The 23,345-nt window shown below is 70.4% G+C and carries 27 protein-coding genes and 1 pseudogene; 16 read left to right on the forward strand and 12 right to left on the reverse strand.

Translation table 11 applies throughout. The features are described 5' to 3' along the window. Nucleotides 1-12 precede the first annotated feature (12 nt). Nucleotides 13-243: a type II toxin-antitoxin system ParD family antitoxin gene (locus tag KSF81_RS27725; protein ID WP_217381898.1), complete on the reverse strand. Its 231-nt coding sequence runs from the start codon at nucleotides 241-243 to the stop codon at nucleotides 13-15. Between the two features lie 1,428 nt (nucleotides 244-1,671). Between KSF81_RS27725 and KSF81_RS27730 the strand changes: the two genes are divergently transcribed. Continuing rightward, nucleotides 1,672-2,676 (forward strand): DUF4118 domain-containing protein, encoded by a 1,005-nt coding sequence (locus KSF81_RS27730; RefSeq protein ID WP_217381900.1) that lies wholly within the window; start codon nucleotides 1,672-1,674, stop codon nucleotides 2,674-2,676. An 8-nt stretch (nucleotides 2,677-2,684) separates the two neighbouring features. Here KSF81_RS27730 and KSF81_RS31095 read toward each other — a convergent pair whose 3' ends face one another. Beyond that, the gene (locus KSF81_RS31095; protein WP_256444382.1) at nucleotides 2,685-2,807 is read right to left on the reverse strand and encodes a hypothetical protein; all 123 of its coding nucleotides are present in this window, start codon (nucleotides 2,805-2,807) and stop codon (nucleotides 2,685-2,687) included. A 100-nt stretch (nucleotides 2,808-2,907) separates the two neighbouring features. On the opposite strand from KSF81_RS31095, the gene KSF81_RS27735 reads away from it, so the two are divergent. From KSF81_RS27735 to KSF81_RS27745, 3 genes are all read left to right on the forward strand, one after another. Further along, nucleotides 2,908-4,284, forward strand: coding sequence for an IS1182 family transposase (locus tag KSF81_RS27735; RefSeq protein WP_217381901.1), 1,377 nt, complete (start codon nucleotides 2,908-2,910; stop codon nucleotides 4,282-4,284). Between the two features lie 249 nt (nucleotides 4,285-4,533). After that, the gene (locus KSF81_RS27740; RefSeq protein ID WP_217381903.1) at nucleotides 4,534-5,523 is read left to right on the forward strand and encodes a tripartite tricarboxylate transporter substrate binding protein; all 990 of its coding nucleotides are present in this window, start codon (nucleotides 4,534-4,536) and stop codon (nucleotides 5,521-5,523) included. Nucleotides 5,524-5,805: 282 nt separating this feature from the next. Continuing rightward, on the forward strand, nucleotides 5,806-6,303 hold the full coding sequence (locus KSF81_RS27745; protein WP_309139763.1) for a DUF488 domain-containing protein: 498 nt from the start codon (nucleotides 5,806-5,808) through the stop codon (nucleotides 6,301-6,303). A gap of 168 nt (nucleotides 6,304-6,471) precedes the next feature. On the opposite strand, the pseudogene KSF81_RS27750 reads toward KSF81_RS27745, so the two are convergent. Both KSF81_RS27750 and KSF81_RS31100 read right to left on the reverse strand, forming a co-directional pair. Beyond that, a pseudogene (locus KSF81_RS27750) lies at nucleotides 6,472-6,767 on the reverse strand (ATP-binding domain-containing protein); the annotation flags it as partial. Between the two features lie 194 nt (nucleotides 6,768-6,961). Next, the gene (locus KSF81_RS31100; protein WP_217382097.1) at nucleotides 6,962-7,480 is read right to left on the reverse strand and encodes a calcium-binding protein; all 519 of its coding nucleotides are present in this window, start codon (nucleotides 7,478-7,480) and stop codon (nucleotides 6,962-6,964) included. A 179-nt stretch (nucleotides 7,481-7,659) separates the two neighbouring features. Here KSF81_RS31100 and KSF81_RS27760 point away from each other — a divergent pair, with 179 nt between their 5' ends. The 3 genes from KSF81_RS27760 to KSF81_RS27770 all read left to right on the forward strand — a co-directional run bounded on the left by KSF81_RS27760 (nucleotide 7,660) and on the right by KSF81_RS27770 (nucleotide 9,998). Continuing rightward, nucleotides 7,660-8,487 (forward strand): alpha/beta fold hydrolase, encoded by an 828-nt coding sequence (locus tag KSF81_RS27760; protein WP_217381907.1) that lies wholly within the window; start codon nucleotides 7,660-7,662, stop codon nucleotides 8,485-8,487. 106 nt (nucleotides 8,488-8,593) lie between these two features. Continuing rightward, a complete protein-coding gene (locus tag KSF81_RS27765; RefSeq protein ID WP_217381909.1) occupies nucleotides 8,594-9,292 on the forward strand; it encodes a hypothetical protein in 699 nt (232 codons plus the stop codon). Between the two features lie 283 nt (nucleotides 9,293-9,575). After that, a complete protein-coding gene (locus tag KSF81_RS27770) occupies nucleotides 9,576-9,998 on the forward strand; it encodes a hypothetical protein (RefSeq protein WP_217382098.1) in 423 nt (140 codons plus the stop codon). A 271-nt stretch (nucleotides 9,999-10,269) separates the two neighbouring features. On the opposite strand, the gene KSF81_RS27775 is transcribed toward KSF81_RS27770, so the two are convergent. Then, nucleotides 10,270-10,908, reverse strand: coding sequence for a hypothetical protein (locus KSF81_RS27775; protein ID WP_217381910.1), 639 nt, complete (start codon nucleotides 10,906-10,908; stop codon nucleotides 10,270-10,272). A 5-nt stretch (nucleotides 10,909-10,913) separates the two neighbouring features. Continuing rightward, nucleotides 10,914-11,258, reverse strand: coding sequence for a hypothetical protein (locus KSF81_RS30755; protein WP_254454313.1), 345 nt, complete (start codon nucleotides 11,256-11,258; stop codon nucleotides 10,914-10,916). 19 nt (nucleotides 11,259-11,277) lie between these two features. Between KSF81_RS30755 and KSF81_RS30760 the strand changes: the two genes are divergently transcribed. Continuing rightward, on the forward strand, nucleotides 11,278-11,655 hold the full coding sequence (locus tag KSF81_RS30760; RefSeq protein WP_254454314.1) for a hypothetical protein: 378 nt from the start codon (nucleotides 11,278-11,280) through the stop codon (nucleotides 11,653-11,655). 302 nt (nucleotides 11,656-11,957) lie between these two features. Here the strand turns inward: KSF81_RS30760 and KSF81_RS27785 are convergent, their stop codons facing one another. The 4 genes from KSF81_RS27785 to KSF81_RS27800 form a co-directional block, all read right to left on the reverse strand. Continuing rightward, nucleotides 11,958-12,350, reverse strand: a complete 393-nt coding sequence (locus tag KSF81_RS27785) for a type II toxin-antitoxin system VapC family toxin (protein ID WP_217381912.1) — start codon at nucleotides 12,348-12,350, stop codon at nucleotides 11,958-11,960. After that, entirely contained in the window at nucleotides 12,347-12,589 is a 243-nt protein-coding gene (locus tag KSF81_RS27790; RefSeq protein ID WP_217381913.1) for a type II toxin-antitoxin system Phd/YefM family antitoxin, read from the reverse strand. The genes KSF81_RS27785 and KSF81_RS27790 overlap by 4 nt, the downstream gene beginning before the upstream one ends. Nucleotides 12,590-13,603: 1,014 nt before the next feature. Further along, complete coding sequence (locus KSF81_RS27795; protein ID WP_309139778.1) at nucleotides 13,604-14,137, reverse strand: TniQ family protein; 534 nt, start codon at nucleotides 14,135-14,137, stop codon at nucleotides 13,604-13,606. A 23-nt stretch (nucleotides 14,138-14,160) separates the two neighbouring features. Beyond that, nucleotides 14,161-15,024 (reverse strand): TniB family NTP-binding protein, encoded by an 864-nt coding sequence (locus tag KSF81_RS27800; RefSeq protein WP_256444383.1) that lies wholly within the window; start codon nucleotides 15,022-15,024, stop codon nucleotides 14,161-14,163. A gap of 102 nt (nucleotides 15,025-15,126) precedes the next feature. On the opposite strand from KSF81_RS27800, the gene istA reads away from it, so the two are divergent. After that, nucleotides 15,127-16,668: an IS21 family transposase gene (gene istA, locus KSF81_RS27805; RefSeq protein ID WP_375293381.1), complete on the forward strand. Its 1,542-nt coding sequence runs from the start codon at nucleotides 15,127-15,129 to the stop codon at nucleotides 16,666-16,668. Nucleotides 16,669-16,677: 9 nt separating this feature from the next. Next, a complete protein-coding gene (istB, locus tag KSF81_RS27810; protein ID WP_217382099.1) occupies nucleotides 16,678-17,442 on the forward strand; it encodes an IS21-like element helper ATPase IstB in 765 nt (254 codons plus the stop codon). A gap of 69 nt (nucleotides 17,443-17,511) precedes the next feature. Here the strand turns inward: istB and KSF81_RS27815 are convergent, their stop codons facing one another. Together KSF81_RS27815 and KSF81_RS27820 are read right to left on the reverse strand one after the other, a co-directional pair. Next, the gene (locus KSF81_RS27815) at nucleotides 17,512-17,733 is read right to left on the reverse strand and encodes a TniB family NTP-binding protein (protein WP_217382100.1); all 222 of its coding nucleotides are present in this window, start codon (nucleotides 17,731-17,733) and stop codon (nucleotides 17,512-17,514) included. A gap of 163 nt (nucleotides 17,734-17,896) precedes the next feature. Beyond that, nucleotides 17,897-19,408, reverse strand: coding sequence for a Mu transposase C-terminal domain-containing protein (locus KSF81_RS27820; RefSeq protein WP_217381918.1), 1,512 nt, complete (start codon nucleotides 19,406-19,408; stop codon nucleotides 17,897-17,899). Between the two features lie 581 nt (nucleotides 19,409-19,989). On the opposite strand from KSF81_RS27820, the gene KSF81_RS27825 reads away from it, so the two are divergent. From KSF81_RS27825 to KSF81_RS27850, 6 genes are all read left to right on the forward strand, one after another. Beyond that, nucleotides 19,990-20,322 (forward strand): MbcA/ParS/Xre antitoxin family protein, encoded by a 333-nt coding sequence (locus tag KSF81_RS27825; RefSeq protein WP_309139765.1) that lies wholly within the window; start codon nucleotides 19,990-19,992, stop codon nucleotides 20,320-20,322. Beyond that, nucleotides 20,294-21,043, forward strand: coding sequence for an RES family NAD+ phosphorylase (locus KSF81_RS27830; RefSeq protein WP_217381920.1), 750 nt, complete (start codon nucleotides 20,294-20,296; stop codon nucleotides 21,041-21,043). Before KSF81_RS27825 ends, KSF81_RS27830 begins: the two co-directional genes overlap by 29 nt. 64 nt (nucleotides 21,044-21,107) lie before the next feature. Continuing rightward, the gene (locus KSF81_RS27835; RefSeq protein WP_217381921.1) at nucleotides 21,108-21,410 is read left to right on the forward strand and encodes a hypothetical protein; all 303 of its coding nucleotides are present in this window, start codon (nucleotides 21,108-21,110) and stop codon (nucleotides 21,408-21,410) included. Further along, a complete protein-coding gene (locus KSF81_RS27840; protein WP_217382101.1) occupies nucleotides 21,410-22,024 on the forward strand; it encodes an ATP-binding protein in 615 nt (204 codons plus the stop codon). The genes KSF81_RS27835 and KSF81_RS27840 overlap by 1 nt, the downstream gene beginning before the upstream one ends. Beyond that, nucleotides 21,972-22,703, forward strand: a complete 732-nt coding sequence (locus KSF81_RS27845) for a ParA family protein (protein WP_217381923.1) — start codon at nucleotides 21,972-21,974, stop codon at nucleotides 22,701-22,703. Before KSF81_RS27840 ends, KSF81_RS27845 begins: the two co-directional genes overlap by 53 nt. Then, nucleotides 22,700-23,338 (forward strand): DUF3102 domain-containing protein, encoded by a 639-nt coding sequence (locus KSF81_RS27850; RefSeq protein ID WP_217382103.1) that lies wholly within the window; start codon nucleotides 22,700-22,702, stop codon nucleotides 23,336-23,338. The genes KSF81_RS27845 and KSF81_RS27850 overlap by 4 nt, the downstream gene beginning before the upstream one ends. Nucleotides 23,339-23,345 lie beyond the last annotated feature (7 nt).

The following is a 23,345-nucleotide window of genomic DNA, read 5'->3' on the forward strand; positions in this document are numbered from 1 at the left end:
CGTGTTCTTGGGTCATTTCAGGTGATGCTGCCCACGGCGCCGATCACCATGATCCGTACCGTCCGACACGGCGGGCGACGGTGCTGGTTGTCTGGAACCGGCAGGCTCGTCGCGCTGCAGCAGGCGCAGGCTAGCCCTGACCACCTCGGACGCGCTCCGATAGCGGCCGGACGCAACCCGTTCGCCAATGTAGGCTGTGAGCTCCGGGGTGAGTGAGACGTTGAGCGAAGCGCGGGGCGGCATGCGATGCGGCTCCGGATCGGGAGCAGGGTGTCAATGTTGGGCACATTGGCAAGCCTAACCAAATAGGCTCAGAAATAGAAAGCCAGCCCTCCATCCATCGCGATCCCGTGCCTCTGGCGCAGTAAGACCCCCTTCTCTGCGGCTGGCTGGGGTGCCCAGCCCACCGCGGGTTTGAGCCGTTTGGCCGTGAGATGCGCGGCCGATCAGCGGCGGGGGCGACGGCCGGCGTGGTGTCGGGTGTCCTTCTTCGGGGTCCCCTGGCGGCGCCATGCCGGTGCTGTTATCGCCACTCACGGTTCTGTTTCGAGACAGGATGCTTCCGAGTGCGGTCTAAATCTCGTGCCGCGCCTCACCCAGCGGCGGGGCCGGGCGCCTCTCTCCACACCTTCGCCTCCACGGGCGCCCGGCCTCCTTCCCCTGCTACAGCTGCGACAGAATGAAGGTCGCCAGCGCGGTCAGCGCTAGCATGCCGACGATGGTCGCCGCCACAACGGTCGCGATCAGCTTGGCAAACTCGCGCCGGTCGATCCTGTCGCGGGCGGCGGCAGGGTCATGTCGAGCTGGCGCCTGACCTCGGCATCAGTGAGCGGCCGGCCCTCGGCCACCGCCTACCGTAGGATTGCGGCCAGCGCGCCGTAGCGGAATGACTCCAGCCCCCCCTGATGATTGGGGTGTCGCCAAACACCTGCCGATACTCGGCCAGCGCCAGGGCGAAGGGGTCAGTGACGGGCGGCATGGCCTCCAGCCGCGTCAGGCACGTCATGACGGCGGCCTCCAGGGCAGCGACATCTTCACGGGTGGCATCGTCTCGCGCAGCGTCGCCATCGCCTCGGCCAGCTCGCAAGCCCAGCCGGGCGCGGGGTCGTCCGGGCGCGTCATTCGATGATCCCTGGCGGCGGCAGCGTCATGCCCAGCCGGCAGTAGAGATCCGCGGCGGTCACCTTCTCCCCGCGCGCCACGGCGGCACCCCGCGGCCCGGGCCTGCTCGGGCGTGCCGGGCGATCATGCGGTCGCACGCGATGCTGGCGAGGGGAGAGGACGAAGAGGCCGACAAATAGAAACCGCCCGACGCGGGTGAGCGCCGGGCGGCTCTGCGCCTGGACGTGTCGGCCCGGCATTCGGCCGGGCGAGGGATACGCCCCCGCCACGCGACCGGGATACGGTTCCGGCGCCGCCACGGGGAGATAGAGGCGCCCCGCAGATCGCTTCGACAGAGCCAACGCCGCTGCTGCTTCGGGTTTCCCCGGCGCTACTTTCACAGCACGGGTAGCCCGATGAAGGCGGCCGCGTGGCGGGCCTTTGGCAATCCAGTGGCAGGCGCAACTAGAAGTATCAGAGATGGTTGGGCGCCCTATGCCCATTCGACGTTACTTCCGACCGGCCCCGGTCCGTTCCCTTTCGACCCCGCTGCGGTGGACCGGCGCCACCGTGCTGGTCCTCGTCGCCTTCGCCATCCGCTACTGGCTGCTCGCGGACCTGCTGGCCCTGCCGTTTCTGCTGTTCTTCCCGGCCATCATCCTCTCGGCCGTCGTGTTCAACCGCGGCTCCGGCGTCGTCGCCACGCTGCTGAGCGCTGCGCTGGCGGTCTACTTCTTCGTCCCGCCCTTCCATTCCTTCGCCATCCCCGACACCGAGACGGCGATCAGCGTTGGCCTGTTCGTCCTCATCGGCCTGCTCATTGCCGTTATCATCGAGGCGCTCCACGGTGCCTACGTCGAGGCCGAGCAGGCCCACGCCGAGACCGAGGAGGCCCGGAGGATGGCCGAGCAGGTCGCCCGCGAGCGCGACCTGCTGCTGCTGGAGTTCGGCCACCGGGTGAAGAACGACCTCGCCAGGATCGGCGCCACCTTGAGCATGCAGGAGGCCGGAACCTCGCCCGAGACGGCCGCCGCGCTGCGGGCCGTGTCCGAGCGCGTGCGGGTCCTGGCCCGCGTGCACGATCGGCTGGCCCGGCGCGACGGGCACGTGATGGTAGACATGCAGGAATTCCTGCATGACCTGGTCGCGGACCTGCGGGCCAATCTGACAGACGTTACCCCGGTTGGCCTGTTCATCGAGGCCGAGCGGCACAGCCTGCCCGTGTCGCGCGCCGGTGCGGTGGGGCTGATCGTCAACGAGCTGGTCACGAACGCCCTCAAGCACGCCTTCCCGGAGGACCGCGCAGGAGGGGTGCGGATCGGCTTCTGGCGCGAGGGGCAGGACCTGCTGCTGACCGTGGCCGACGACGGGGTCGGGTTCCCGAACATGCCGGCCGAGGAGGTGCCGCGGGAGTTCGGGCGACGGGGTGGCATGGGTCGCCGGCTGATCCGTGCCCTCGCCGCCCAGCTCGGCGGCCGCATCGAAACCACGAAGGCCAGTGAGGCTGGGGGCGTCCTCCACATCCTGCGCTTCCCGGCCGAGCCGCCCGGCAATGCGCCAGGGCAGCGGGCGTAGTCGCCCCGTCACCCCGGCCTCAACCTCGCCCGCAGGTCGGCTTCACGGATCGCCTCGCAGACGCGCAGGTGGATTTCCTTCGCCCAGGCTTTCAATTCGCGGCCGTCGCACTGCTTGGCATGGAGCGTCATCGTCTCAGAGGCCGTCAATCTTTCGTCTGGGTCTGACCGGCTGCTTCCGTCTGGTGCCGTGCCTGAGTAGGCTCGGGCTGATGGTGACGCGGTGAGTGGGATGAGGGCGGATTCTGGAACTGGCCTTTTCGGGATCCTGCTGGAGCAGATATCGGCAGCACGGCCCAAGGGGGCTCCGCGGCTGCGTCAAGCCGAGCGGCGGCAGGTGAGCTTGCGGCCGCTCAGCCTGGAGGACCTGCTGCCACCCGATCACCGGGCGCGCTTCGTGTGGGCCTTCGCCGAGCGGCTCGACCTCTCCGCGCTGTATGGCGCGATCAAGGCGGTGGAGGGCCATCCCGGCCACCCGCCGGCCGACCCTCGCATCCTGCTGGCGCTCTGGCTCTACGCGACGGTGGAGGGCGTGGGCAGCGCCCGCGAGTTGGACCGGCTCTGCCGCGAGCACGTCTGCTTCGAGTGGCTGTGCGGTGGGGTCGGCATGAACCACACCACGCTCGCCGAGTTCCGCGTGGCCCACGGCGCCGTGCTGGAACGCCTGCTGACCGACAGCTTCGCAGCGATGCTGAAGACGGGCCACGCCTCGCTCGTGCGGGTGGCGCAGGACGGCATGCGGGTGCGGGCCGCGGCCGGCGCTGCCTCCTTCCGTCGCCGGGCCTCGCTGGCGCGCTGCCGCGCCGAAGCGGCGGCCGAGGTCGCCCGGCTGCGGGCCGAGCTCGAGGCCGATCCCGGGGCGCTGAGCCGCCGGCAGGCCGCCGCCCGCCAGCGCGCGGCGGCGGACCGCGAGCGCCGCGTCGAGGCAGCGCTGGCGGTGGCCGAGCAACTCGCGGCGAAGCGGCAAGGCGATCCGTGCCCGCAGAGCGAGGACCCGCCGGGGCCCGGAGACGCGCCCGCCGGCGAGGCCACCGGCAAACCGCCATCCGAGCCGCGGGTCTCGACCACGGACGCCGAGGCGCGGGTGATGAAGATGCCCGATGGCGGGTTCCGCCCGGCCTTCAACCTCGGCTTCGCCAGCGATCCCCGCAGCACCATGATCGCCGCCGTCACACTCGACAACACCGGCTCCGACAAGGGCCAGCTGCGGCCGATGAGCGAGTGGCTGGCCGCAACCTACGGGCAGCGGCCGGGCGAGCACCTGGTGGACGGCGGCTTCGCCAAGCTCGCCGACATCGAAGCCCTGGCCGCGGCTGGTGTCGCGGTCTTCGCGCCAGTGCCGAAGCCGCGCGATGCGGCGCGCGACCCGCACGCGCCGCGCGACGGCGATGGCCCCGGCGTGGCGGCCTGGCGCCGGCGGATGGGCAGCGAGGCGGCGAAGGCGGTCTACAAGGAGCGGGCCGCCACCGCCGAATGCGTCAACGCCCAGTGCCGCAACCGTGGCCTGCTGCGCTTCCTCGTGCGCGGCCTCGAGAAGGCCAAGGCGGTCGGGCTCTGGCATGCCCTGGCGCACAACATGATCTGCACCGGCCGTCTACTCGCGACCTGACCCGGCGCCCGCGGCGCGCAACCCACCCGAACCACTCTGCGCGGCACCGAAGCACCGAGGTGCCGCTGCGCAACCGCACGCATGCCCCGCCGCACGGCCTCGCCAGATGGCGACACACCGGTCCGCAGCACTGAGCCCGGCCAACTCGCATCAGGCTTGGCGGCGCGGATTCACTGCCAAACTCTCAGGTGAAGGGCGAGGCCCCGCCAGCAGCATAGCCGTTCACCACCACTGCGGAGAACCGATTGCATGGCGGAGCCCGTCGCGCGGAGGACGGCTCCGGTGCTGGCAAGACGTTCGGTGCTGGCTGGCGGCCTGGTGCTCTTCGCGGCGCCGAGCTGGGCGCAGACCTGGCCGTCGCGCCCAGTGCGTATCATTGTGCCGGTGGCGCCGGGCGGCAGCGTGGATGCGCTGGCGCGGGTCCTGGGGCGGCACCTGTCGGAGGCGCTTGGTCAGCCCTTTGTCATCGAGAGCCACGCCGGCGGAGGTGGCAATATCGCCTTCGAGATGGTCGCGGCGGCCAAGCCGGACGGCCACACCATCCTGGCCGGGTGGGATTCGGTGGCAATCAACCCTTCGCTCTACCGCAGCGTGCCCTACGACCCGCTGCGCAGCTTCGCACCGGTGATCCAGACAGTGCGCACGGCGCAGATCCTCGTGGTTCGGAACGGGCTGCCCGTGCGGACCCTGCCGGAGTTCCTCGACCTCGCTCGGCAGAGGACAATCACCCTGGGCACACCCGGCAATGGTAGCATCGGGCACCTGGCAGCCGAGTTGATCAAGTCCCGCACTGGCGTTGGCTGGACACATGTGCTCTACCGCGGCGGCGGCTCGGCCTCGATGGACCTGCTGGCCGGGCACATCGATGCCTTGTCGCTGACCTTGGCGGCTGTCGTGCAGCATGTGCGTGGTGGCCGGATGCGGGCCATTGCCGTCTCTACCGCATCTCGTGCCCCGGCGCTGCCGGAGGTCCCGACCGTCGCGGAATCAGGCCTGCCTGGCTACGATGTGGTCTCCTGGCAGGGACTGCTCGCCCCGGCTGGCACCAATCCCCAGATCGTCGCGCGGCTCAACGCCGAAGTGAACAGGACGCTGGCGCTGCAGGAGGTTGCCCGGCAGTTGAACGATCAGGGTTTAGAGCCCGTGGGCGGTAGCCCGGAGGTCCTGGCGGCACTGCTGCGGGCGGATGTCGCACGTTGGCCCGCCATCGTGCAGGCTGCCGGCGCGCGCCTCGATTGAGGCCGTTCCCGTGATATCAAAGACGCGACCGACTGAACGACCGGCGATGAGCCGATGACCGGAGCGCAGCAGGTCTAGGACATCGCTCCCTCATAGCGCAGCCGCTCCTTGGAAATTGAGTGACAGCAGCTGTGGCTATGTACGCGCAAGCCCGGCTCCAGGCGATCCGATCTACTGCTCGCATCTGCCCACGCCCACCTCGCGTTGACCTCCCCATCGGAAGCGAGATGGAGCATGCACCCGGGTTCCCCTTTCTACACAATCGGCCATTCAACCCGGTCGGTGGCGGAACTGACCGATCTGCTCCGCGAGGCGGGGGCGGATCTCGTCGTGGATGTCCGGACGATCCCCCGTTCGCGCACCAACCCACAGTTCAATGCTGACGCGCTCCCAGCAGCCTTGGCCCCATACCAGATCGGCTATCGGCACTGCCGGCGGCTGGGTGGCTTGCGCGGCAGGCAAAAGGACCAGGGGCCTTCGCGGAACACCTTCTGGGAAAACGCGAGCTTTCGGAACTACGCCGACTACGCGGCCACGCCTGATTTCCGTGAAGGCATGACGGCACTGCTTGAACTCGGCGGCTCCCAGGTTTGCGCCATCATGTGTGCCGAGGCAGTCTGGTGGCGCTGTCACCGGCGCATCATCACCGACTACTTGCTCGCAGGCGGCCGGGAGGTGTTCCACATTATGGGGCCGGGGAAGATCGAACGGGCCAGCATGAACTCGGCGGCCGTCCTGGAGTCCGACGGGACGCTGGTCTACATGGGCAGCCATCCCTGACGGGAGCGGGCCGCTGCGATCGTCGTTAGCAATGCGCCAGAGCGGCGCACGCGCTGCTGCCACAATTCTGGGAGGGCATCACCACCTCGCCTGCATGCTGGCCGGCTTGGCTCAATCCGGACGGGGTCTCTCCACACCTCGCCTCGAGGCCGGTATCACGCTACCCAATCACTCTCGCAGCTTTGACCAGCGGCGTCGGGACCGGCGTTGTGGACGGTGATCACCAGAGCGCACTGCTGTCCGAACAGCACCACCAGCCGCCTGCCGCGGGTCACGCCGGTGTAGGGCAGGTTACGGGCCAGTATGGGGTAATGCTGCATGCTGAGCGGGATCACCACGGCCGGGTATCCCGAGCCCTGGCTCTTGTGGATGGTGGTGGCATAGGCCAGCACCAGCTCGTCCAGCTCACCGAAGCCATAGGCGACCTCGCGGCCCTCGAAGCGGACCAGCAGCTCGCCCGCCTCCCGCTCGTCAAAGTAAGAAATTGGCGGCCGTCAGTACAAACTCACCAATCAGCTCGATTTCGGCGTCCACGACCCCATCAGGCGGGAATGCTCCAGAGCCGGCGGCCCGTATTCCGTCCATCTGTATGATAGTCCGGCCTTCGAGCACCTCGTAGCGCAGATGCGGCTCGCCGCCACCCCCGTCGGTGAATGCATTAGTGCCGATGAATTCGAACGTAAGGTCGCTCGGGGGGGGTAGCAGGTCCGACAATGGGACCGCCCCCACTGGAGAAGTTGACCAGACTGAGGTCGATCACGTCCGCTCCCTGCTGGAAGTCGCCAATTACGTCGCGTGCTCCCTCACCGACACCAGTGCCGATCCTGTAGGAGGACCCACCTCTGGATCCAACTACGGTGCCGAAGGAGAAGATGTCTTCTCCCCTGCCCCCCACCAGGGCATCGACGCCAAAGCCGCCGTGCAAAAGGTCATTGCCGCGACCGCCGTCGAGTTTGTCGTCGCCCTTGCCGCCGTCGAGTTCATCGTTGCCGTTACTGCCAGCAAGTTCGTCGTCGCCGTCCACGCCCTGGAGATGATCGTCGCCATTGCCGCCTTGGACCTGGTCGTCACCGCTCAGGGCAATGACCTGATCCCCGCCGTTACCAGTGCTGATCTGGTCGGCGCCATGTGTCGCGGTAATGATGTCGGCCTGGTTTGTGCCAGTGATGATTGCCATTCCGCTCCCCCCACGCGCCAACGACCACCCCGGTATTCCGGCTGGCCCATTGCTTTCTATTCCTGGGAATGTAGGCGTCGCACGCTCAATTGTATACGATTCCACGCACCCGAACCGAACTGGCCCAACAATGAGGGCGCAGCCGAATGCACGCCCTCCGGCAGGAAGGAGGATGTCGCATGCGGGACACCATCGGCCGACGGCACACCCTCACGCTCGGCCTCTTCACGGCTGCCGCTTCCTCGCGCCTCGGTCTGGCGCCAGCTGCAGCGCAAGATACTGGCAGCGCGGAGGGCAAAACCTATGTGCTGGTGCATGGCGCCTGGGGCGGTGGCTGGTTCTGGACGCCAGTCGCCGAGCGCCTCCGCGCCCAAGGCCACCGAGTCGTCACACCGACCCTGACCGGCATGGGAGAGCGGAAGCACCTGCTCTCGCGCGGCGTCACGCTCGACACCTGGGTCGAGGACCTGGTCAATGCCATCGAGGCTGACGAACTGCGCGACGCCATCCTCGTCGGCTACAGCTTCGGCGGTATCCCGGCCATAGGCGTGGTGGATCGGATACCGGAGCGGATCCGACGCCTTGTCCTTCTCGACAGCCTGGTTGTGGAGGGTGGCCAGCGCGCCCTCGATGTAGTGCCGGCCGATCGAGCGGAAGGGATCCGCCGCGCGGCTGTGGACCAGGGCAGCGGCCCCGTCCTGCCGCCACCCCGAACGGCCGCCGCCCTCGGCATGCCCGACGGGCCGATCACGCAGTGGCTGCTGCGGCGCTTTACGCCGCAGCCGCTCGCCACCTACGAGAGCCCACTACGGCTGGACCATCCGGTCGGCAACGGCCGGCCGCGGACCTATGTGGCACTTACCCGCCCGCCCTACTCATTCATTGAGCCAAGCCGGCGCTGGGTGCGGAGCCAGGCGGGTTGGGATTGGGTGGAACTGGCGGCCAGTCATCTTGCCCCAGTCACGGCGCCCGAGGAGGTGGCGCGCCTGCTCGCGGCTTTCGGGTAAAGGCGACCGTGTCACCGAAATCTGGAACCCAGTCGGGAGTGCATTCGAGGAAGGCCGGTCGGCGATCCCGGGCGCGGACCGCGCCCTGTCGTGTTATGCTTCCGATATGGAGCCTCCCTCCCCTACCCCGCCCTGTCTCCCCTGGGACTTCCACCCGGCGCTGAGCGAGGATCGCCTGCGGCTCTGCGCCAGGCTGCTGGCCAATGCCCGCCGCGACGCCCTGGCCATGGCCAGCTATGAGCTCGGCGACGATCCCTGGTCGGTCGGCTGCCGCGCCTTCGCCTTCGGCCGCCACCGGCTGAAGCGGGCCGCCGAATCAGGCGACTATCCCTGGCTCGAGGTGCTGGACGACAGCGCCCACTTCGTCTTCGTCATCGGCTCGAACGGCCAGGGCGTGCCGGTCCGCTTCTACCGCGGCGCTGCCGACGAGCCGACCGAGCGCACGCTGCGCCGGCAGGAGGGCGAGGCGCAGCAGCTCTCGCTGGCGCTCGGCACCGAGGCGGCCGAGGGGCTGGTCTTCCGCTTTGCGGTCGAGACCGGCGAGGGTGGCCAGGTGGAGCGAGTGGTCTTCCTGGCGCTGCGCGGCGAGGATCGGGTCGAGTGCTTCTGGCCGGTGCCGCTGACCCTGCCGCCGGCCGAGCTGGCCGGAGCCCATGGTGGTGCGGTGCAGCTGCGCCTGATCGCCGATGACGGCTATGAGGGTCCGGGACAGGGCGCATCCCGCCCCCCTGCCCTGCGCCCGGCGCTGCCGCGTCGCAAGGCCGCCGGCAACTCATCCCAGCAAACGGAGACAAGCCTGCTCTGATCCGGGTACGGGATCCGAGGCCGCCAGGAGCTTCCACCCCGGACTTTCCATCGCCGCACTTTCTTAACCAGCCAATGCTGCCGTGATCGTCCTGGCGGCACCCGGGTGCTGGGTGGGATCCCGTCCTGGCGCTGGTCCACGGTCTGGCTACGCGGCGGCCGCCTTCGACTCGGCCGCGCCGGTGCCCGTCACATCGGCAGGGCTCACGCGGATCTCGCCAAAGGCCCTGTCCTGCTCGAGCGCAGCGGCGCCGTCGCGGGCGAGTTCCAGGCCGGCCAGGAGCGTGCTGGCCAGCGCCGCCCGGCGCTGCAGGCGGTCGCGGCCCCCCCTCCCCGGCTGGCGGCAGGAAGCGCGCGAGCGGCGCGCCGTGCGGCAGGCCGGGCAGCAGCTGGCGGATCCGCGCCAGCGCGTCCGGGACCCGCCAGAGGGAGGGCGGCTGCGGCCGATAGACCCGCTCGTGCAGCGGCAGCTCCAGCAATTTGAGGCAGGCCCGCAGCAACTCCGTAAGGTCGGCCGCCGGCAGCGCCGCGACCGCGGGCTCGGCCTCGCCGCGGCCAAAGACCTCCCGCCCGAGCTGCGGCCGCCGCTCCAGCCAATCCGCCAGGCGCCGCGCCGCCTCCCGGCTGGCCAGCCGCTGGCGCAGGTCCGCGGCCTCGCGGTGCGCCTCGAGGGCCTCCTCCTCGGCGACCGGCAACAGCAGCCGTGAGCGCAACAGGGTGAGCCAGGCCGCCATGATCAGCCACTCGGCCAGCCGCGACAGCGGCACCCGCCGCGCCGCGATCGCCGCGTCCACCACCGCGCTGAACTGCTCGGCCAGGGTCACGATGGAGAGCTGGGCCAGGTCGACGCGCTGTGCCCGGGCGAGGTCGAGCAACAGGTCGAGCGGGCCCTCCCACACCTCGAAGCGCAGCACCGGCGCGCCGGCGTTGCCAACCTCGGCGCGCGGGCCCTCGAGCAGGGGCTCGGCGCTGTCCGCCTCAGGGGTCATCGTAGAAGGGGCGGAGCTCGATCCGCAGGCCCGGCCAGCGGGCGCGCAGCTGCAGGAGGGCGCGCCAGGGGGTCCAGTCGGCCGCCCAGAAGCCGACCCAGACCAGGCCAGGGTCGCGGCGCCGCGGTTCGCCGCGCCCGGGCACCGGCAATTCCACGACATGCCGCAGGGCCTCGGTGGTGCCCCAGCACTCCCAGAGCCAGCGCCGCGTCTCCGGATGGTCGGGGCCGAGCCGGAGCAGCCGGTCCGGCACGGGCAGCAGCCGGTGCAGGTCGAAGGGGCAGGACCGGCTCGCCGCGGCCCGCTCGGCCACCAGGCGCTGCCGCGCTGCGGCGGCATCCCGGAGCTGCCCGGCCAGGATGCGCGCGCCCTCCAGGCTCAGGCGGCGCCGCTGCGGCGCCGGCGGCGCCACCAGCAGGTGGAACCAGTCCTCCGCCGCCGGGCCGAGGTCGTGCCGCCAGGGCAGGACGCCGGCGCCCGCCGCCGCGGCCCGGAAGGCCCCGATCGCAGCGGGATCCCCGCGCACCCGGAGGTGGTGGTAGAGCCAGTCCGGGTGCGGCAGCGCCAGCGCGTCCGGAGACCCGCCGCCCGCGGTCCCTTCCCCTGCCCGCTCCACCCTGGCCGGCATCCGGGTCACAGGTCGAGCAGCTTGACGGCGCTGTCGGTGACCAGCTTGGCGCGGCGGACGTAGCCGCGCATGGTCTTCAGGTCGCGGTGGCGGGTGTGGTCCATCACCTGCTCGTCGCGCGCCCCGGCCAGATAGGCCTCGGTCACGAAGCCGGCCCGGAGCCCATGCGGCGATAGCCGCTCGGAGCCATGCACCGTGAGCTTCGCCTGCGCAGCGCGGCGCAGCAGGATGTCGCGCACCGCATCGGCGCCGAGGCGGCGGTGCTCGACGGTGCCCCAGCGGTCGACCTTGCGGAACACCGGGCCATAGCGGCAGGCCGAGGCCTCGAGCCATTCCTCGAGCGCCCGCACCGGGCAGGTCTCGCGCCGCTTGCCGCGGCTGATGCCGAGCTCGGCCCCCCTTGCCTTCCTGGTCGGTCTTGGACGAGGGCAGCAGCAGACGGAGGCCGTCGGCGGTGACGCGCAGGTGCTCGCGGTCGATGCCGACGAGTTCCGAGCGGCGCAGCGCCCCGGCAAAGCCGAGCAGGAGCAGCGCCCGATCGCGCAGCCCGGCCAGGTCACCCGGGCAGGCGGCGACCAGCTTGCGCAGCTCGGTCGAGGTCAGGGCCGCGGCCTGGCGTTTGCGGCTGCCGTGCCGGCGGTGGATGCCGCGCAGGGTGCTGCGGATCGCCGGATGCCCGGCGGACCACTCGAGGTCGCGCAGGCGATGCGCATGGCCGATCGCCGCCAGGCGGCGCTCCAGCGCTGAGCGCGAGTACAGGCCGGCCAGCGATGCGAGGTAGGCGGCGACGGCGGCAGGCTCGGCCGGCAGCGGCGGGCAACCAGCCGCATGGCACCAGGCGGTAAAGTGCGCCCAGTCGGCGGCGTAGGCGCGCTTCGTCTCCGGCGCCAGGGCGTCACGGGCATAGGTCTTCGCCGCAGCCAGCGCCGCCGTGGCGACCACGGAGAGCCCAGGCGCACCGCCGGCCGGATCCGGCGGCGACGCTGGCACGCGGCCATCGCTTGGGCCAGGCGCCAGCCCATCGTCCGACGCGGGGGCGTCTGACCCGCTCACCGCAGCCGCTCCTGCCCGAACAGCGGCACCCCGTAGGCGGCGAAGGCCGCATCCTCGCTGACCAGGGTGAGGTTTTCCGCCCTGGCCTGGGCGATGAGCATGCGGTCGAAGGGATCGGCATGGTGGCGCGGCAGCCCGCCGGCGGCGATCGCGTGCGAGACGCTGATCGGGAGGGGCTCGAAGCCGGCCCGCGCGAGAATGGGGACGAACTCCTCGAGCGGGAAGGCGATGCGCCCGAGCGCCCGCTTGCTCGCGATCTCCCAGACCGAGGCCGCACTGACGAAGATCGTGTTCTCGGGCACCGCGAGGGTCAGGCGGAGGTCCTCCGCCAGCCGCCCGGGATCGGCGGTGACCCAGAGGAAGATATGCGTGTCGAGCAGCAGCCTCATGCGTCCCCGGCACCGAAGGCCGCGGCGAGTTCGTCCGGCAGCGGCGCGTCGAAGTCGGGGCTGACCCGGACCTGCCCGGCCAGGAAGCCGAATTCGCGCGGCGCGGTGCGTGTGGCGAGCGGCACCAGGCGCGCCAGCGGCCGGCCGCCCTTGGCGATGACGATCTCCTCGCCGGCTGCGGCGCGGTCGACCAGGCGGGAGAGCTGGGTCTTGGCGTCGTAGAGGTTGACCTGGGTCACGCGCGGCCTCCGGACCAGGGTTGGTCTGGCAGGCCTCGTAGCTAATTTGGTCAAGTTTGGTCAAGACAGGCAGGCCCCTCCCCTTCCGGCAATTCTGGCGGGAAACCGCGATTCGGGCAAGCCCGGACTAAGGCGCGGTAAGCGGGGCTTATCGCGGGGGAGACACACATAGCCATTGTGCCGGGCTACGGCCGCCCTGGGCGCTTGTCGCGGAACCCAGATCATAAGAAATCCCAGCCAACTGCCGGTTTGTGGCGCGGTGGTGTGCCCTGGATCGCGCCAAAGCGCCCCTGATTGGCGATAAAAATGCCCAGGATCGCGCCACGGGTCGGCCAGACCCGAGGGTGGCCGCCCGACCCCCGAACACGGGAGGCCCCCTCCCCTCCTCGCAGGCATCACGGCCATCGCGCCCTCTGCCGATCGCCGGACCTGCCGCGGCGTCCCGCCAACGGCGACGCGCCGCCCTCGCTGCCCGCCGGCGCCTGACCTCCGCGGCGCACCGCGCCGCCGCGTACCGGGCCCAGGCCGCCTCGTCGCGTGCCAAGCCGGCCGCGATGGCACCCTGCCGTCGCCGTTCCTCCTCCCCGTCAACCGCCTCAAGCACGGCGCGTCCAAGGACTGGCCCCCAGCCGCGCGCCTTCGGCCGCAGCGCCTCCAGGTCCTGCCACGAGACGTATGCGAGGGGCGCGGCGAGGTCGTCCGGCGGGGGGGGCGTTTTCCCGGTGGCGTCCCGATCGCGCCGGCGGCGGAGGCCGCCACGGCACCGAAGACGGGTGCGACGATGCCGAGGAGCGCATGCACCGCCCGCACCGGCAGTGTCGCCAGCGCGCGGGCATCGCCGTCACCTCCGGCCGCCCCCCGGCCGCGGTGCCCGGTCTCGTACGACGATGGCCGGACCAGAGGGGATCACCAGATCCCGCACCATGGCCGGGAAGACCGCGGCAGGCAGGCCGAAGCCCCGGGGCCCCGCCGAGGCCACACCGCCGAGCGCGGCGAGCAGGTCGGTCTGAAGCGCTAGGACCGAGCTTTCGGGCCGGGCTTCGGCCCCCGGTAGGCCCCGGACGGCTGGTCCAGCGGCGCTCCGCAAGCGTCGCAGATCAGCCGCTGCCGGCCCGCCATGGGCCGGAACCCGCATCGTCCGTGCGGGCAGCGCGGGCAGGCCTCGGCAAGCAGCACGTCGTGGATCGGGCACGCCACCCAGCCGCCGAGGCGCCATGCCACGCGCCCGTAACACTCTCCTTGCCGCCCGACGTCATCGCGCACGCAGCCGGCGCACCAGGCCGGGCGGGCGCGGCGCCAGAGGGCGATTTCAGCGACCGCCGCGACGGGGCGCAGCGCCCGGACCGCACCGACCTCGAGGCGCGCCGCTCCGGCGAGGAGGTGGTCCAGCTCGGCATCGGCCCGCCAGTCCAGAGCAGCGATGCGCGAGGCGTGCACCCCGTGGCCGCGGCGCAGCCATGCGATCAGTGCCGAGGCCTCAAGGCTGTAGCGCGCGCCGATCCGGCCGACCCAGGACAGCACCGCCTCGCCCGGGAGCGGCCGCGGCACAAGCGGCAAGGGCCCGGCCGCTCTCATGCCGCTGGCCGCCCGCGTGCGGCGCCCCGGCCCCCGGCCGGCGTGCCACGGCCGGTCGTCGCCACGCCCCGCCAGACCTCCGGGTCCTCGAAGCTCGCGAACTCGATCCGCTCGCGCCCGCTACGGATGGCGGCGACGGCGGCACGCTCCACCGCCTTGCAGATGCCGAGCGTGATTCCCCGCGACCGCTCGACCAGCAACGCCCGCAGCCGCGGCGAGTCCACCGGCGGTGGCTCGCGCAAGGGCAGGCTCCAGATCAGCCGGGTGAGGAAATCCCGCAATTCCTCGCCCGGCGTCCACGGCGACAGCTCGATATCGCTGAAGCGGCCACGCAGCTGCGGGTCCGACAGCAACGCATGTCGCGCCTCGGGAACGCCCGCGCAGACGAGCGCGATCTCGAGGTTGTTCGAGAGGAAGCGTAACAGCTGCAGGAGCAGGCGCTGCTGGCGCGGCGTGCCGGCCAGCACCGAGTTGATCTCGTCGAGGACCAGCACCCGCACCCCGAGGTCGCGCAGGAGCCCGATCGCCGAGGCGCGCAGGCGCATGCCCTGCACCCAGAGCCCGGCCGAGGGCGCACCAACCGCCTCCAGCACGCATTCGAAGAACTCGGCCTCGGTCGGGTTCGGTGGCATCAGGACCACGAGCACGGGCCGACGTTGCGCGCCCGCGGCCTGGTCGAAGGCCACCGCGTTCGCCCGCTCGAACTTCTCGAGCAGCATGCTCTTGCCCATGCCGCTCTCACCGAGCAGCAGGACGTTCTCCAAGCGCCTGCGCGCTGGCTGATTGCGGAATCCGACGCAAACCAGCCGGTGATTCCGACGCAAGCCTGCCACTGAATCCAGTCCAAGCCAGCCACCCATTCCGACGCAAGCCCGCCACCCCAGCTCGGGGCTGAGGGGGCGGTCTGCGGGCAGTCCTCCACCGAGGGCAAGCTCGGTCCGGCAACGCCGCCGGGGAGAGCCATGCCTGCCCAGAGACTGCCCATGCGCCAGGTTCGAGAAGTTCTTCGCCTCAAACACGCCTGCGGCCAGAGCGAGCGGCAGATCGCCGCCGCGGTCGGGATCAGCCGGTACACGGTGGCCGAATACCTGCGCCGGGCAACGGTGATCGGCATCACCTGGCCGGTGCCGGCCGGGCTCGACGACGCGGCGCTGGAGGCGAGGCTGTTCAGCCCGCCCTTCACGCCCCGGGAGGCGCTGCGGCCGCAGCCTGACTGGCCGCGGATCCATGCTGAGCTCCGGCGGCCCGGCGTGACCTTGATGCTGCTCTGGCAGGAATACCGAGCCGAGCAGCCGGAGGGCTACGGCTACAGCCGCTTCTGCGACCTCTATGCCGAGTGGCGCGGCGGCGTGTCGCTAACCATGCGCCAGACCCATGTCGCCGGCGACAAGCTGTTCGTCGACTTCGCCGGGCAGACCCTGGCGGTCATCGACCCGGCCACCGGCCAGGTGCGGCCGGCGCAGGTCTTCGTCGCCGTGCTCGGCGCCTCAAGCCTGACCTATGCCGAGGTCCGCTGGAGCCAGGGACTGGCGGACTGGGTGGGCTGCCACGTCAATGCCTTCGCCTTCTTCGGCGGCGTCGCGCGGCAGATCGTGTGCGACAACCTCAAGGCTGGGGTGACCGCCGCCTGCCGCTATGAGCCCGGGATCAACCGCACCTACCAGGAGATGGCGGCGCACTACGGCACCGCCGTGGTGCCGACGCGGGTGCGCAAGCCGCGCGACAAAGCCAAGGTCGAGGTCGGGGTGCAGGTGGTCGAGCGCTGGATCCTGGCCCGCCTACGCAACCGCCGCCTGTTCGGCCTGGAGGAGGCCAACAGCGCCGTCCGCGAACTGCTGGAGGCGCTGAACAGCCGCCCCATGCGCCGCCTCGGGACCAGCCGGCGGGCCCTGTTCGAGAGCCTCGAGCGCGGCGCCCTGCTGCAGCTGCCACTCGAGCCCTACGCTTATGCCGACTGGCGCCGCTGCCGGGTCGGGCTCGACTACCACGTCGAGGTGCTGGGGCACTGGTACAGCGTGCCCCATCGTCTCGCCCGAGCCGTGGTCGACGCCCGCATCACCGAGCGCGGGGTCGAGCTGTTCCACAACGGCAGCCGCGTCGCCGCGCATCTCCGCAGCCCGCTGCGGCACCGGCACACCACCATCCCCGAGCACATGCCGAGCGCGCACCGGCGGCATGCCGACTGGACGCCGGCCCGGCTACGGCGCGAGGCAGCCGCCATCGGCCCCGCCGCGGTCGGCATGGTCGAGGCGATCCTGCGCGCAAAGCCGCATCCGGAGCAGGGTTTCCGCGCCTGCCTCGGCATCCTCGGCCTGGTGCGCGGCTACGGCGCCGCCCGGGTCGAGGCTGCCTGCCAGCGCGGCCTCGACATCGGCGCCCGCAGCTACGGCTCGATCGCATCCATCCTGCGCAACGGCCTCGACCGCGCCTTTGCCCCCGAGCCCGTGCCGGACACGCCGCCCATCCGGCACCCGAACATCCGCGGCGGCGGCTACTACCATTGAGGAGATGCCATGCTGACCCACCCCACTAGCGAGCACCTGCGCAGTCTTGGCCTTGTCGCCATGGCGCAGGCCCTTGAGGAGCAGAGACGCCAGCCGGACCTGGAGAGCCTCGGTTTCGAGGAGCGCCTGGCCCTGCTGGTCGAGCGCGAGGCGACCGGCCGCGAGGACCGGCGGCTGCGGGCCCGGCTGAAGTTCGCCAGCCTGCGCCAGTCGGCCTGCATCGAGGACATCGACTGGCGCGCCGCCCGCGGCCTCGACCGCACCCTGTTCCAGCGCCTCGCCGCCGGCGAGTGGATCGACCGACACCAGGGGGTTCATCTCACCGGGCCGACCGGCGTCGGCAAGACCTGGCTGGCCTGTGCCCTCGGCCACAAGGCCTGCCGCGACGGCCGCAGCGTGCTCTACCACCGCCTGCCAAGGCTGCTCGAGGCGCTCGGCCTGGCCCGCGGTGACGGCCGCTACGCCCGCATGCTCAAAAGCCTGGGCCGGGTCCAGCTACTGATCCTGGACGACTGGGGGCTGACCCCGCTGACGCCCGAGCAGCGGCGCGACCTGCTGGAGATCGTCGATGACCGGCATGGCCGGGTCGCCACCATCGTCACCAGCCAACTTCCGGTGCCCGCCTGGCACGAATGGATTGCCGACCCCACCCTGGGCGACGCCATCCTCGACCGCCTCGTCCACAACGCCCACCGCATTGAGCTCAAGGGCGAATCCATGCGTCGGAAAGCCGCCCGGCGCGCCATCGCAGTTGACACCGGCCAGGAGAACTAGGCCACACTCACACCGCCCGTAGACAGCCACCCACCCCCGGCCGGTTTCGCTCGGAACGCCCGGCTGGCTTCAGTTGGAACAGGCGGCTGGCTTCGATCGGAAGCCCCGGCTGGTATCGTCGGAATCCGCAGGCTGATCGAAGGCCTCCTGCAGGTAGCCCAGCACGCGCTCCGCCGCAGCGTGGCCGATCCACCGCTCGGAGCGGATGTGCGCGATCCGGTCCTCGTTGCCGAGGGTGGCGATCGGGCGCAGATCGATGGGGAGGTGTGGGGATTCGCCCGTTGCCGGCATCACCAGAACTCCACCCCGCCGCTAGCCCCCTCCTCCGGCATCGGCACCCGTGCCTCGGGGTCGTCGCGGGTCGCCGTCCGCGGCTCTGCAGCCGGCCCTTCACCTCCATCGGGTCTCGCCAGGGCACGCCCCGTCCGTACCACTGCCCGGTGCTCCGCCCGGGTCAGGCGGTGCGCCTTGGCAAGGATCCGGCGCTGCTCGGCGATCGCCGCGAAGATCGCGTGCTCATCCACGGTGCGCCGCCCTTCCGCCCGCAGCCGCCGGCAGGCCTCGGGTGCTCCCAGAGCGTCACGGGCGGCCGGCCCAGGTCGGCATAGGGCACGCGGACGTGGTCGCCCGTCGGCAGCTCGACGAAGACCGCGCTGAGGTCGCGCGGGTCGTACTTGACCCGGACCCGTGCCCCACCGCGGTCCACCAGGTGGGCGAGCGCCCCATCCTGATAGAGGACATTGAACAGGCGCACGCCGTCACGCCGGACCAGGCGTTCCTCGAAGGGCAGAAAGTCGAGCAGCAGGGCGCCGGCGTCCGCCGGCGGGCGCAGATCCAGCCCATGCGTGCCCTCGAGCCAGGCGGACATCGGCGTACGGCCGAGCGCCGAGTGGACCTCGTTGTGGTAGGGGCCGAGGACCTCGAGGGCGAGGATGTGCTCGAATTCACGCAACGTCAGCACCGCCCGCGCCTCCGAGGCGTAGTCGCCGCACTCGACGGGATCGGAGAAGGTGGCGCCAGGCAGCGCGTGGATGCGCCGCATCAGGGTGCCCATCAGCGGCTCGATATGGCCGCCGAAGCGCGGGGCCGCGGGCGGGCGGTAGTCGATCTCGATGCCGTGCTGCCGGCACCCGCGCTCGAAGGCGCGTGAGTGGAACTCACGGCCGTTATCCACCAGGATCACCTCAGGCCTGCCCTCCGCCGGCCAGGTCAGGGCAACGCCATGGTCGTCCAGCCAGGACGGCTTTGGCAGCACCGCCTGCGCGACGGTGAGCCCGACGCCGGCGGCGCTCGGAGGATCGAGCGCGATGTACAGGCCCAGCACCAGGCGGGTATGCACGTCCAACGCCAGCGTCAGCCAGGGCCGGCCGATGCAGGCGCGCATGGCATCGTCGACCAGTTGGATGTCGACCAGCGTGTGGTCGATCTGCACGACCTGCAGCGGCCGCTCGGTGCGTGGGCCGGCCTTGACCTGGCGGAAACGACCGCCAGCGGCGGCCGCGCCCTCGCGCGCCGCCATGCGTTCGCGCAGGCTACGGGCGGTGATGCGCGCCCGAAGCGCTTTCATGGAGGGCGGAGCGAGTCTCTCGGCTCGGCAGGCATACGCCACTTGGCCGAGCAGTCGGGCCAGGGTAGGCCTCTCCGCTCGAAGATATACTGCGTCGATCGCCGCCTCGATCCGTGCATCCATGGCCGGAGCGAGGCGGCGCGAGCCTCGTGCCGGGCCTAGCTTGGACAGCGCCAGCACTGCCGTGACCGGATGGCGGCGGAAGGCGCGGACCAGGCCGTAGATGCGGGTAGGGCTCAGGCCGAGGGACCGCGCCGCGCGTTCCACCGCGGCCCGGCCAAGCCACCGCTCAGCAGCGAGAGGACGCACCACCGCCTCGCGGCGGGCGGCTTCGGCCCAGGCCGCGTCGGGGATCGCATGCGCCGGAGCAGGGCGCTTGGGCAGGCGCACCTTCGACATCGGGCCTCGCGACGATCACTGGTTGCGATCCCGGGCAGCCTTCGCACGATTCGGGGCATCTTATCGCCGGTGGTCGGTCGGCCAGGTGATCGAAAGCCCAAGGTTCCAGGTGTCGTGATCCAGAACGCGCCGCACCGCTCAAGCCCAGGCCGGCCGCCTCGACCCACCGCGTCGGCGGTGACCCGCTTTATGGCAAAGGATTGGGTCAGCACCCCTGTCACAGCCGACGTCGCTGTCATCGCCAAGCACGATCTCGCACATGATTCGCGCGATCCAAGGCATTTTGGCATCAACTCGGGAACAAGCAAGTCGCTGGAATTACACGAAATCACTTCGCATCATCAAGGGCACTCGACAAGCCGTTTCCACAGGAGAGGCTGCCACTCGAGGCCCTCTGCCTACGCTTTCAGCCCCGCCCTCACGGGTCCGCGTTGCGCCGTAGGGCGGCGTAGGTCTCTTGCCAGAACCGCGCCCACGTATTATCTTTCCCTAGAAAGAAATGGCCCTTAAACTCTCTGGTGATAAAAATGGGAGTCTTAGCACAAACAAGCGTTGCCTCCCCTACTAAGCGGTCAACGGTAGTGGGTAAGGCGGTCACGCGGGCGGCCGACCTGCTCGGCCTGACCAACGCCGTCATGGCGCGCACGATCGGGGTGTCGGAGGCGACCGCCTCCCGCCTCCGAGCCGGCACCTATGCGCTTGAGCCCGGTACCAAGCCCTACGAGCTCGCCCTTCTGCTGGTCCGCCTCTTCCGCGGCCTTGATGCCGTGGTGGGCGGCGACGAGGCCTCCCTGCGCTCCTGGATGGCCGCCGCGAACCGCGCCCTCGGGGGCACGCCGCGCGACTTGGTGCAGACCGTGACCGGCTTGGTCGCCGCCGTGGACTATGTGGACGCCGCCCGCGCTCGCGTCTGAGGCACGGTCCTGGTCCGGCGATCTCTGGCGGGTGGTGGAGAGCCAGTCCCTGGTGGCCACCCTCAAGCTGGTCGACACGCTCGACGAGCAGGCCATCCTTGAGGCCGAGCTGGAGGGCAGCAAGCCTGCAATCCCCGCCACGTGCATGGGGCTCGACTACCTCCTGGCCAGCCCGTTCCGCTACGCTCCCTACCGCCATGGCAGCCGGTTCCGCCGCGCCCGCCAGCCGGCAGGTTGCTTCTACGCCGCCGAGCGGGTTGAAACGGCGGTGGCCGAGGAAGCCTTTTATCGGCTTCTGTTCTTCCTCGACGCCCCGGCCGCGAGGCGCCCGGCGAACCCGCAGGAGCGGACCGCCTTCCGGGTCCCGGCGGGCACCGACGTCGCCATCGACCTGACCGCGCCTCCGCTCGACCGTGACGCGGCGCTCTGGGGTCACCCGACCGACTACGGCCCCTGCCAAGCGGTGGCCGATGCCGCGCGGGAGGCTGGGATCGAGGCGATCCGCTACCGCTCGGTGCGCGATCCCGGCGAGGGCGCCAACCTCGCCCTACTCTCGCCGGCGGCCTTCCGGGCCGCGCAGCCCGAGGCCGCCCAGACCTGGCACGTCTTCCTGCGCGAGGCTTCGGTGCAGGCCGTCCGCGAGATGCCCCGCCTCACGCTCGAGATCCCCTTCTCCGCCTGGGCCACGGATCCCCGCGTGCCGGACCGGCTACCTCGCTGACTACGCGGCTGGACACGGGCGAGATACGTAAAGCCAAGCCGGGCGCTGGCCTGCCTCCCATGACGTGCTCTGGGATCGGCTGCGGGTCCGGCACGGCAAGCAGAACGGCACCCGCGCCATGGTGGCGGTGCTGATGCTGGGTAGGGAGTTCGGCGAGGAGCGGCTGCGGGCGGCGATCGCCTCCGCCGTGTCGCTCGGCGCATGCGACGTCGCGGCGGTGCGCTATCTGCTGGGCGAGGCGGCGTTGCACAAGGCCCGGCCCGCGCCGGTCGATATCGGCGAACTGACCCACTACGACCGGCCGATGCCCAGCGTTGCCGACTACGACACGCTGCTCCTCTCCGGCCCCTGCGCCGGGAGGGCGTGATGAGCGACCTGCAGGACCAGGCCATCCGGCAGCACTGCAAGGCGCTGCGCATGCCGACCATCGGTGGGCAGTTCAGCCGCCTGGCGGAGACCGCCATCCGGGAGAAGCAGTCCTACCTTGGCTATCTTGAAGCCCTGCTGGCGGCCGAGATGGAGGAGCGCGAGAGCCGGGCGATCACGCGTCTGCTGCACGACGCTCGGCTGCCGCGGATGAAGACGCTTGAGGCGTTCGAGTTCGACCGCTCCGGTGTCTTGGCCGCCCAAGTGCGCGGGCTGCGCCACGCCACACGCAACAGTTTGCAGAGCCCATTTCCTTGCGGCCTCAGCCCCGCGCCTTGCTTCGCCGACGAGCTGGGCACATCCTCAAAGTTGGTCGCCTTTTATCTGTCTGTATATCCCTTCTGCCATGAGAGGTCGGCTGCGGCGAGGGGCAGTGAGTGTGGCTTCTATGCCAAAGGTGTAGCGCGCCACACATTTCCTTCGGCCTGCGCCGCTCATTTCTGCTGCTTTGTTGCCGAGACCTGCGATACAGATTGCAAGTGTCCAGGTCGCGGGGGGGCGAATGGCAAAAGCAGGGGTGTTGACCCGATCGAGGTCGACAAAGAGCATTGCTGAGGACGAGCCGCCAACGGAGCCTCATAGGACCGCCAAGTGGCTACTCGTCGCAAGCGGGAAGGGGGGTTCCGGCAAGACCTCCACCTCACTGAATTTGGCCGTCTATGCCGTCCATGCAGGACTGAAGGTGGTCGTCGTAGACCTGGACCGGCAGGGCAGCTTGACGCGCTGGTATGAGCGCCGGCCGCCTGCGGCACCGCCCCTCATCCTGTGGGAAGGGACGATGAGCGACGCCAAGAGGGCAATCGCCGAGATCGGCGCCCTAGAAGATGTGGACCTAGTCATCGTGGATACGCCGCCTGGGCTGGATGACCACCCAGACTCTACCCGTCTGCTCGTGGAGAAATCCGACTTTGTGCTGGTGCCGACCACGCAGGGCACCACGGACATCGACAGCGTCGTGGAGTGGATGGGCTTCCTGCGTCGCGAGCGGGCCAACAGCGCCTTCCTGCTAAACAAGGTCCAGCGGACCCACACGCGCTACTCCAAGGCCAAGGCCCGGCTGAATGGGGCGGGTCTGCTGTGCCCAGTGGATGTGCGGCAGTTAGACGACATCGAAAGCACCCACGACCACGGGGTAGGCGTTTGCGAGCTGCGCAAGAGCCGCGCAGCTGAAGACCTCGGTTGCGTATGGGATTTCGTGAAACAGCAACTTGCTCTTGAAGGGGCAGCGCGATGACTGGATTTCGGCTGCCTGAGAGCGCGCGTCGTCGGAAGGAACCCGGCGGCATTCTGCCCGAACATCAAGAGGCCAAACGTCAGCGCCTCCTAAGCAACCACGTCAAGGAATGCCACGGCACCGCGGATTTCGTGTCCGAGATCGGGAAGCTGTGGGAGGAAGCCCAGGCCAAATTCCTGACGATCGGGCGCTACCTGGTGCAGGCCAAGGAAGGTCTTCCCCACGGCGAGTTCGAGTCAATGGTTGCCAACCAACTGCCGTTCGGCCGCAGCGTGGCCTACCAGTTGCGGATGGTCGCCCAGGCGGTCGAACAGCGGCGGATTGCGGAGGACGATCTACCCCGCAGCTACACCAACGCCTATAAGCTGGTACTGCTGGACGATGGCGCTCTCCGGCGGGCACATGAAGCAAAGGTGGTTCGGCCCGACGTATCCAGGCGGGAGCTGACCGAGTTCCTTAATAAGATCAAGGCCGGATCCCAGCAGGGCACGCCCGAGCAGGAGCGGCGGGCCCAGCGCATTGCGTGGCTTCTGTCCAGGGCGAAGGCTCTGTCGCATGAGATGGCGCAGATCCAGGCGGAGCTACATGCCCTCAGCGGGGGGATCCGAGACCGAAAGAGAGCCCACCATCATTGAGGGCCAC

It is taken from the genome of Siccirubricoccus sp. G192, assembly GCF_019084075.1.
Classification (GTDB): Bacteria; Pseudomonadota; Alphaproteobacteria; order Acetobacterales; family Acetobacteraceae; genus G192.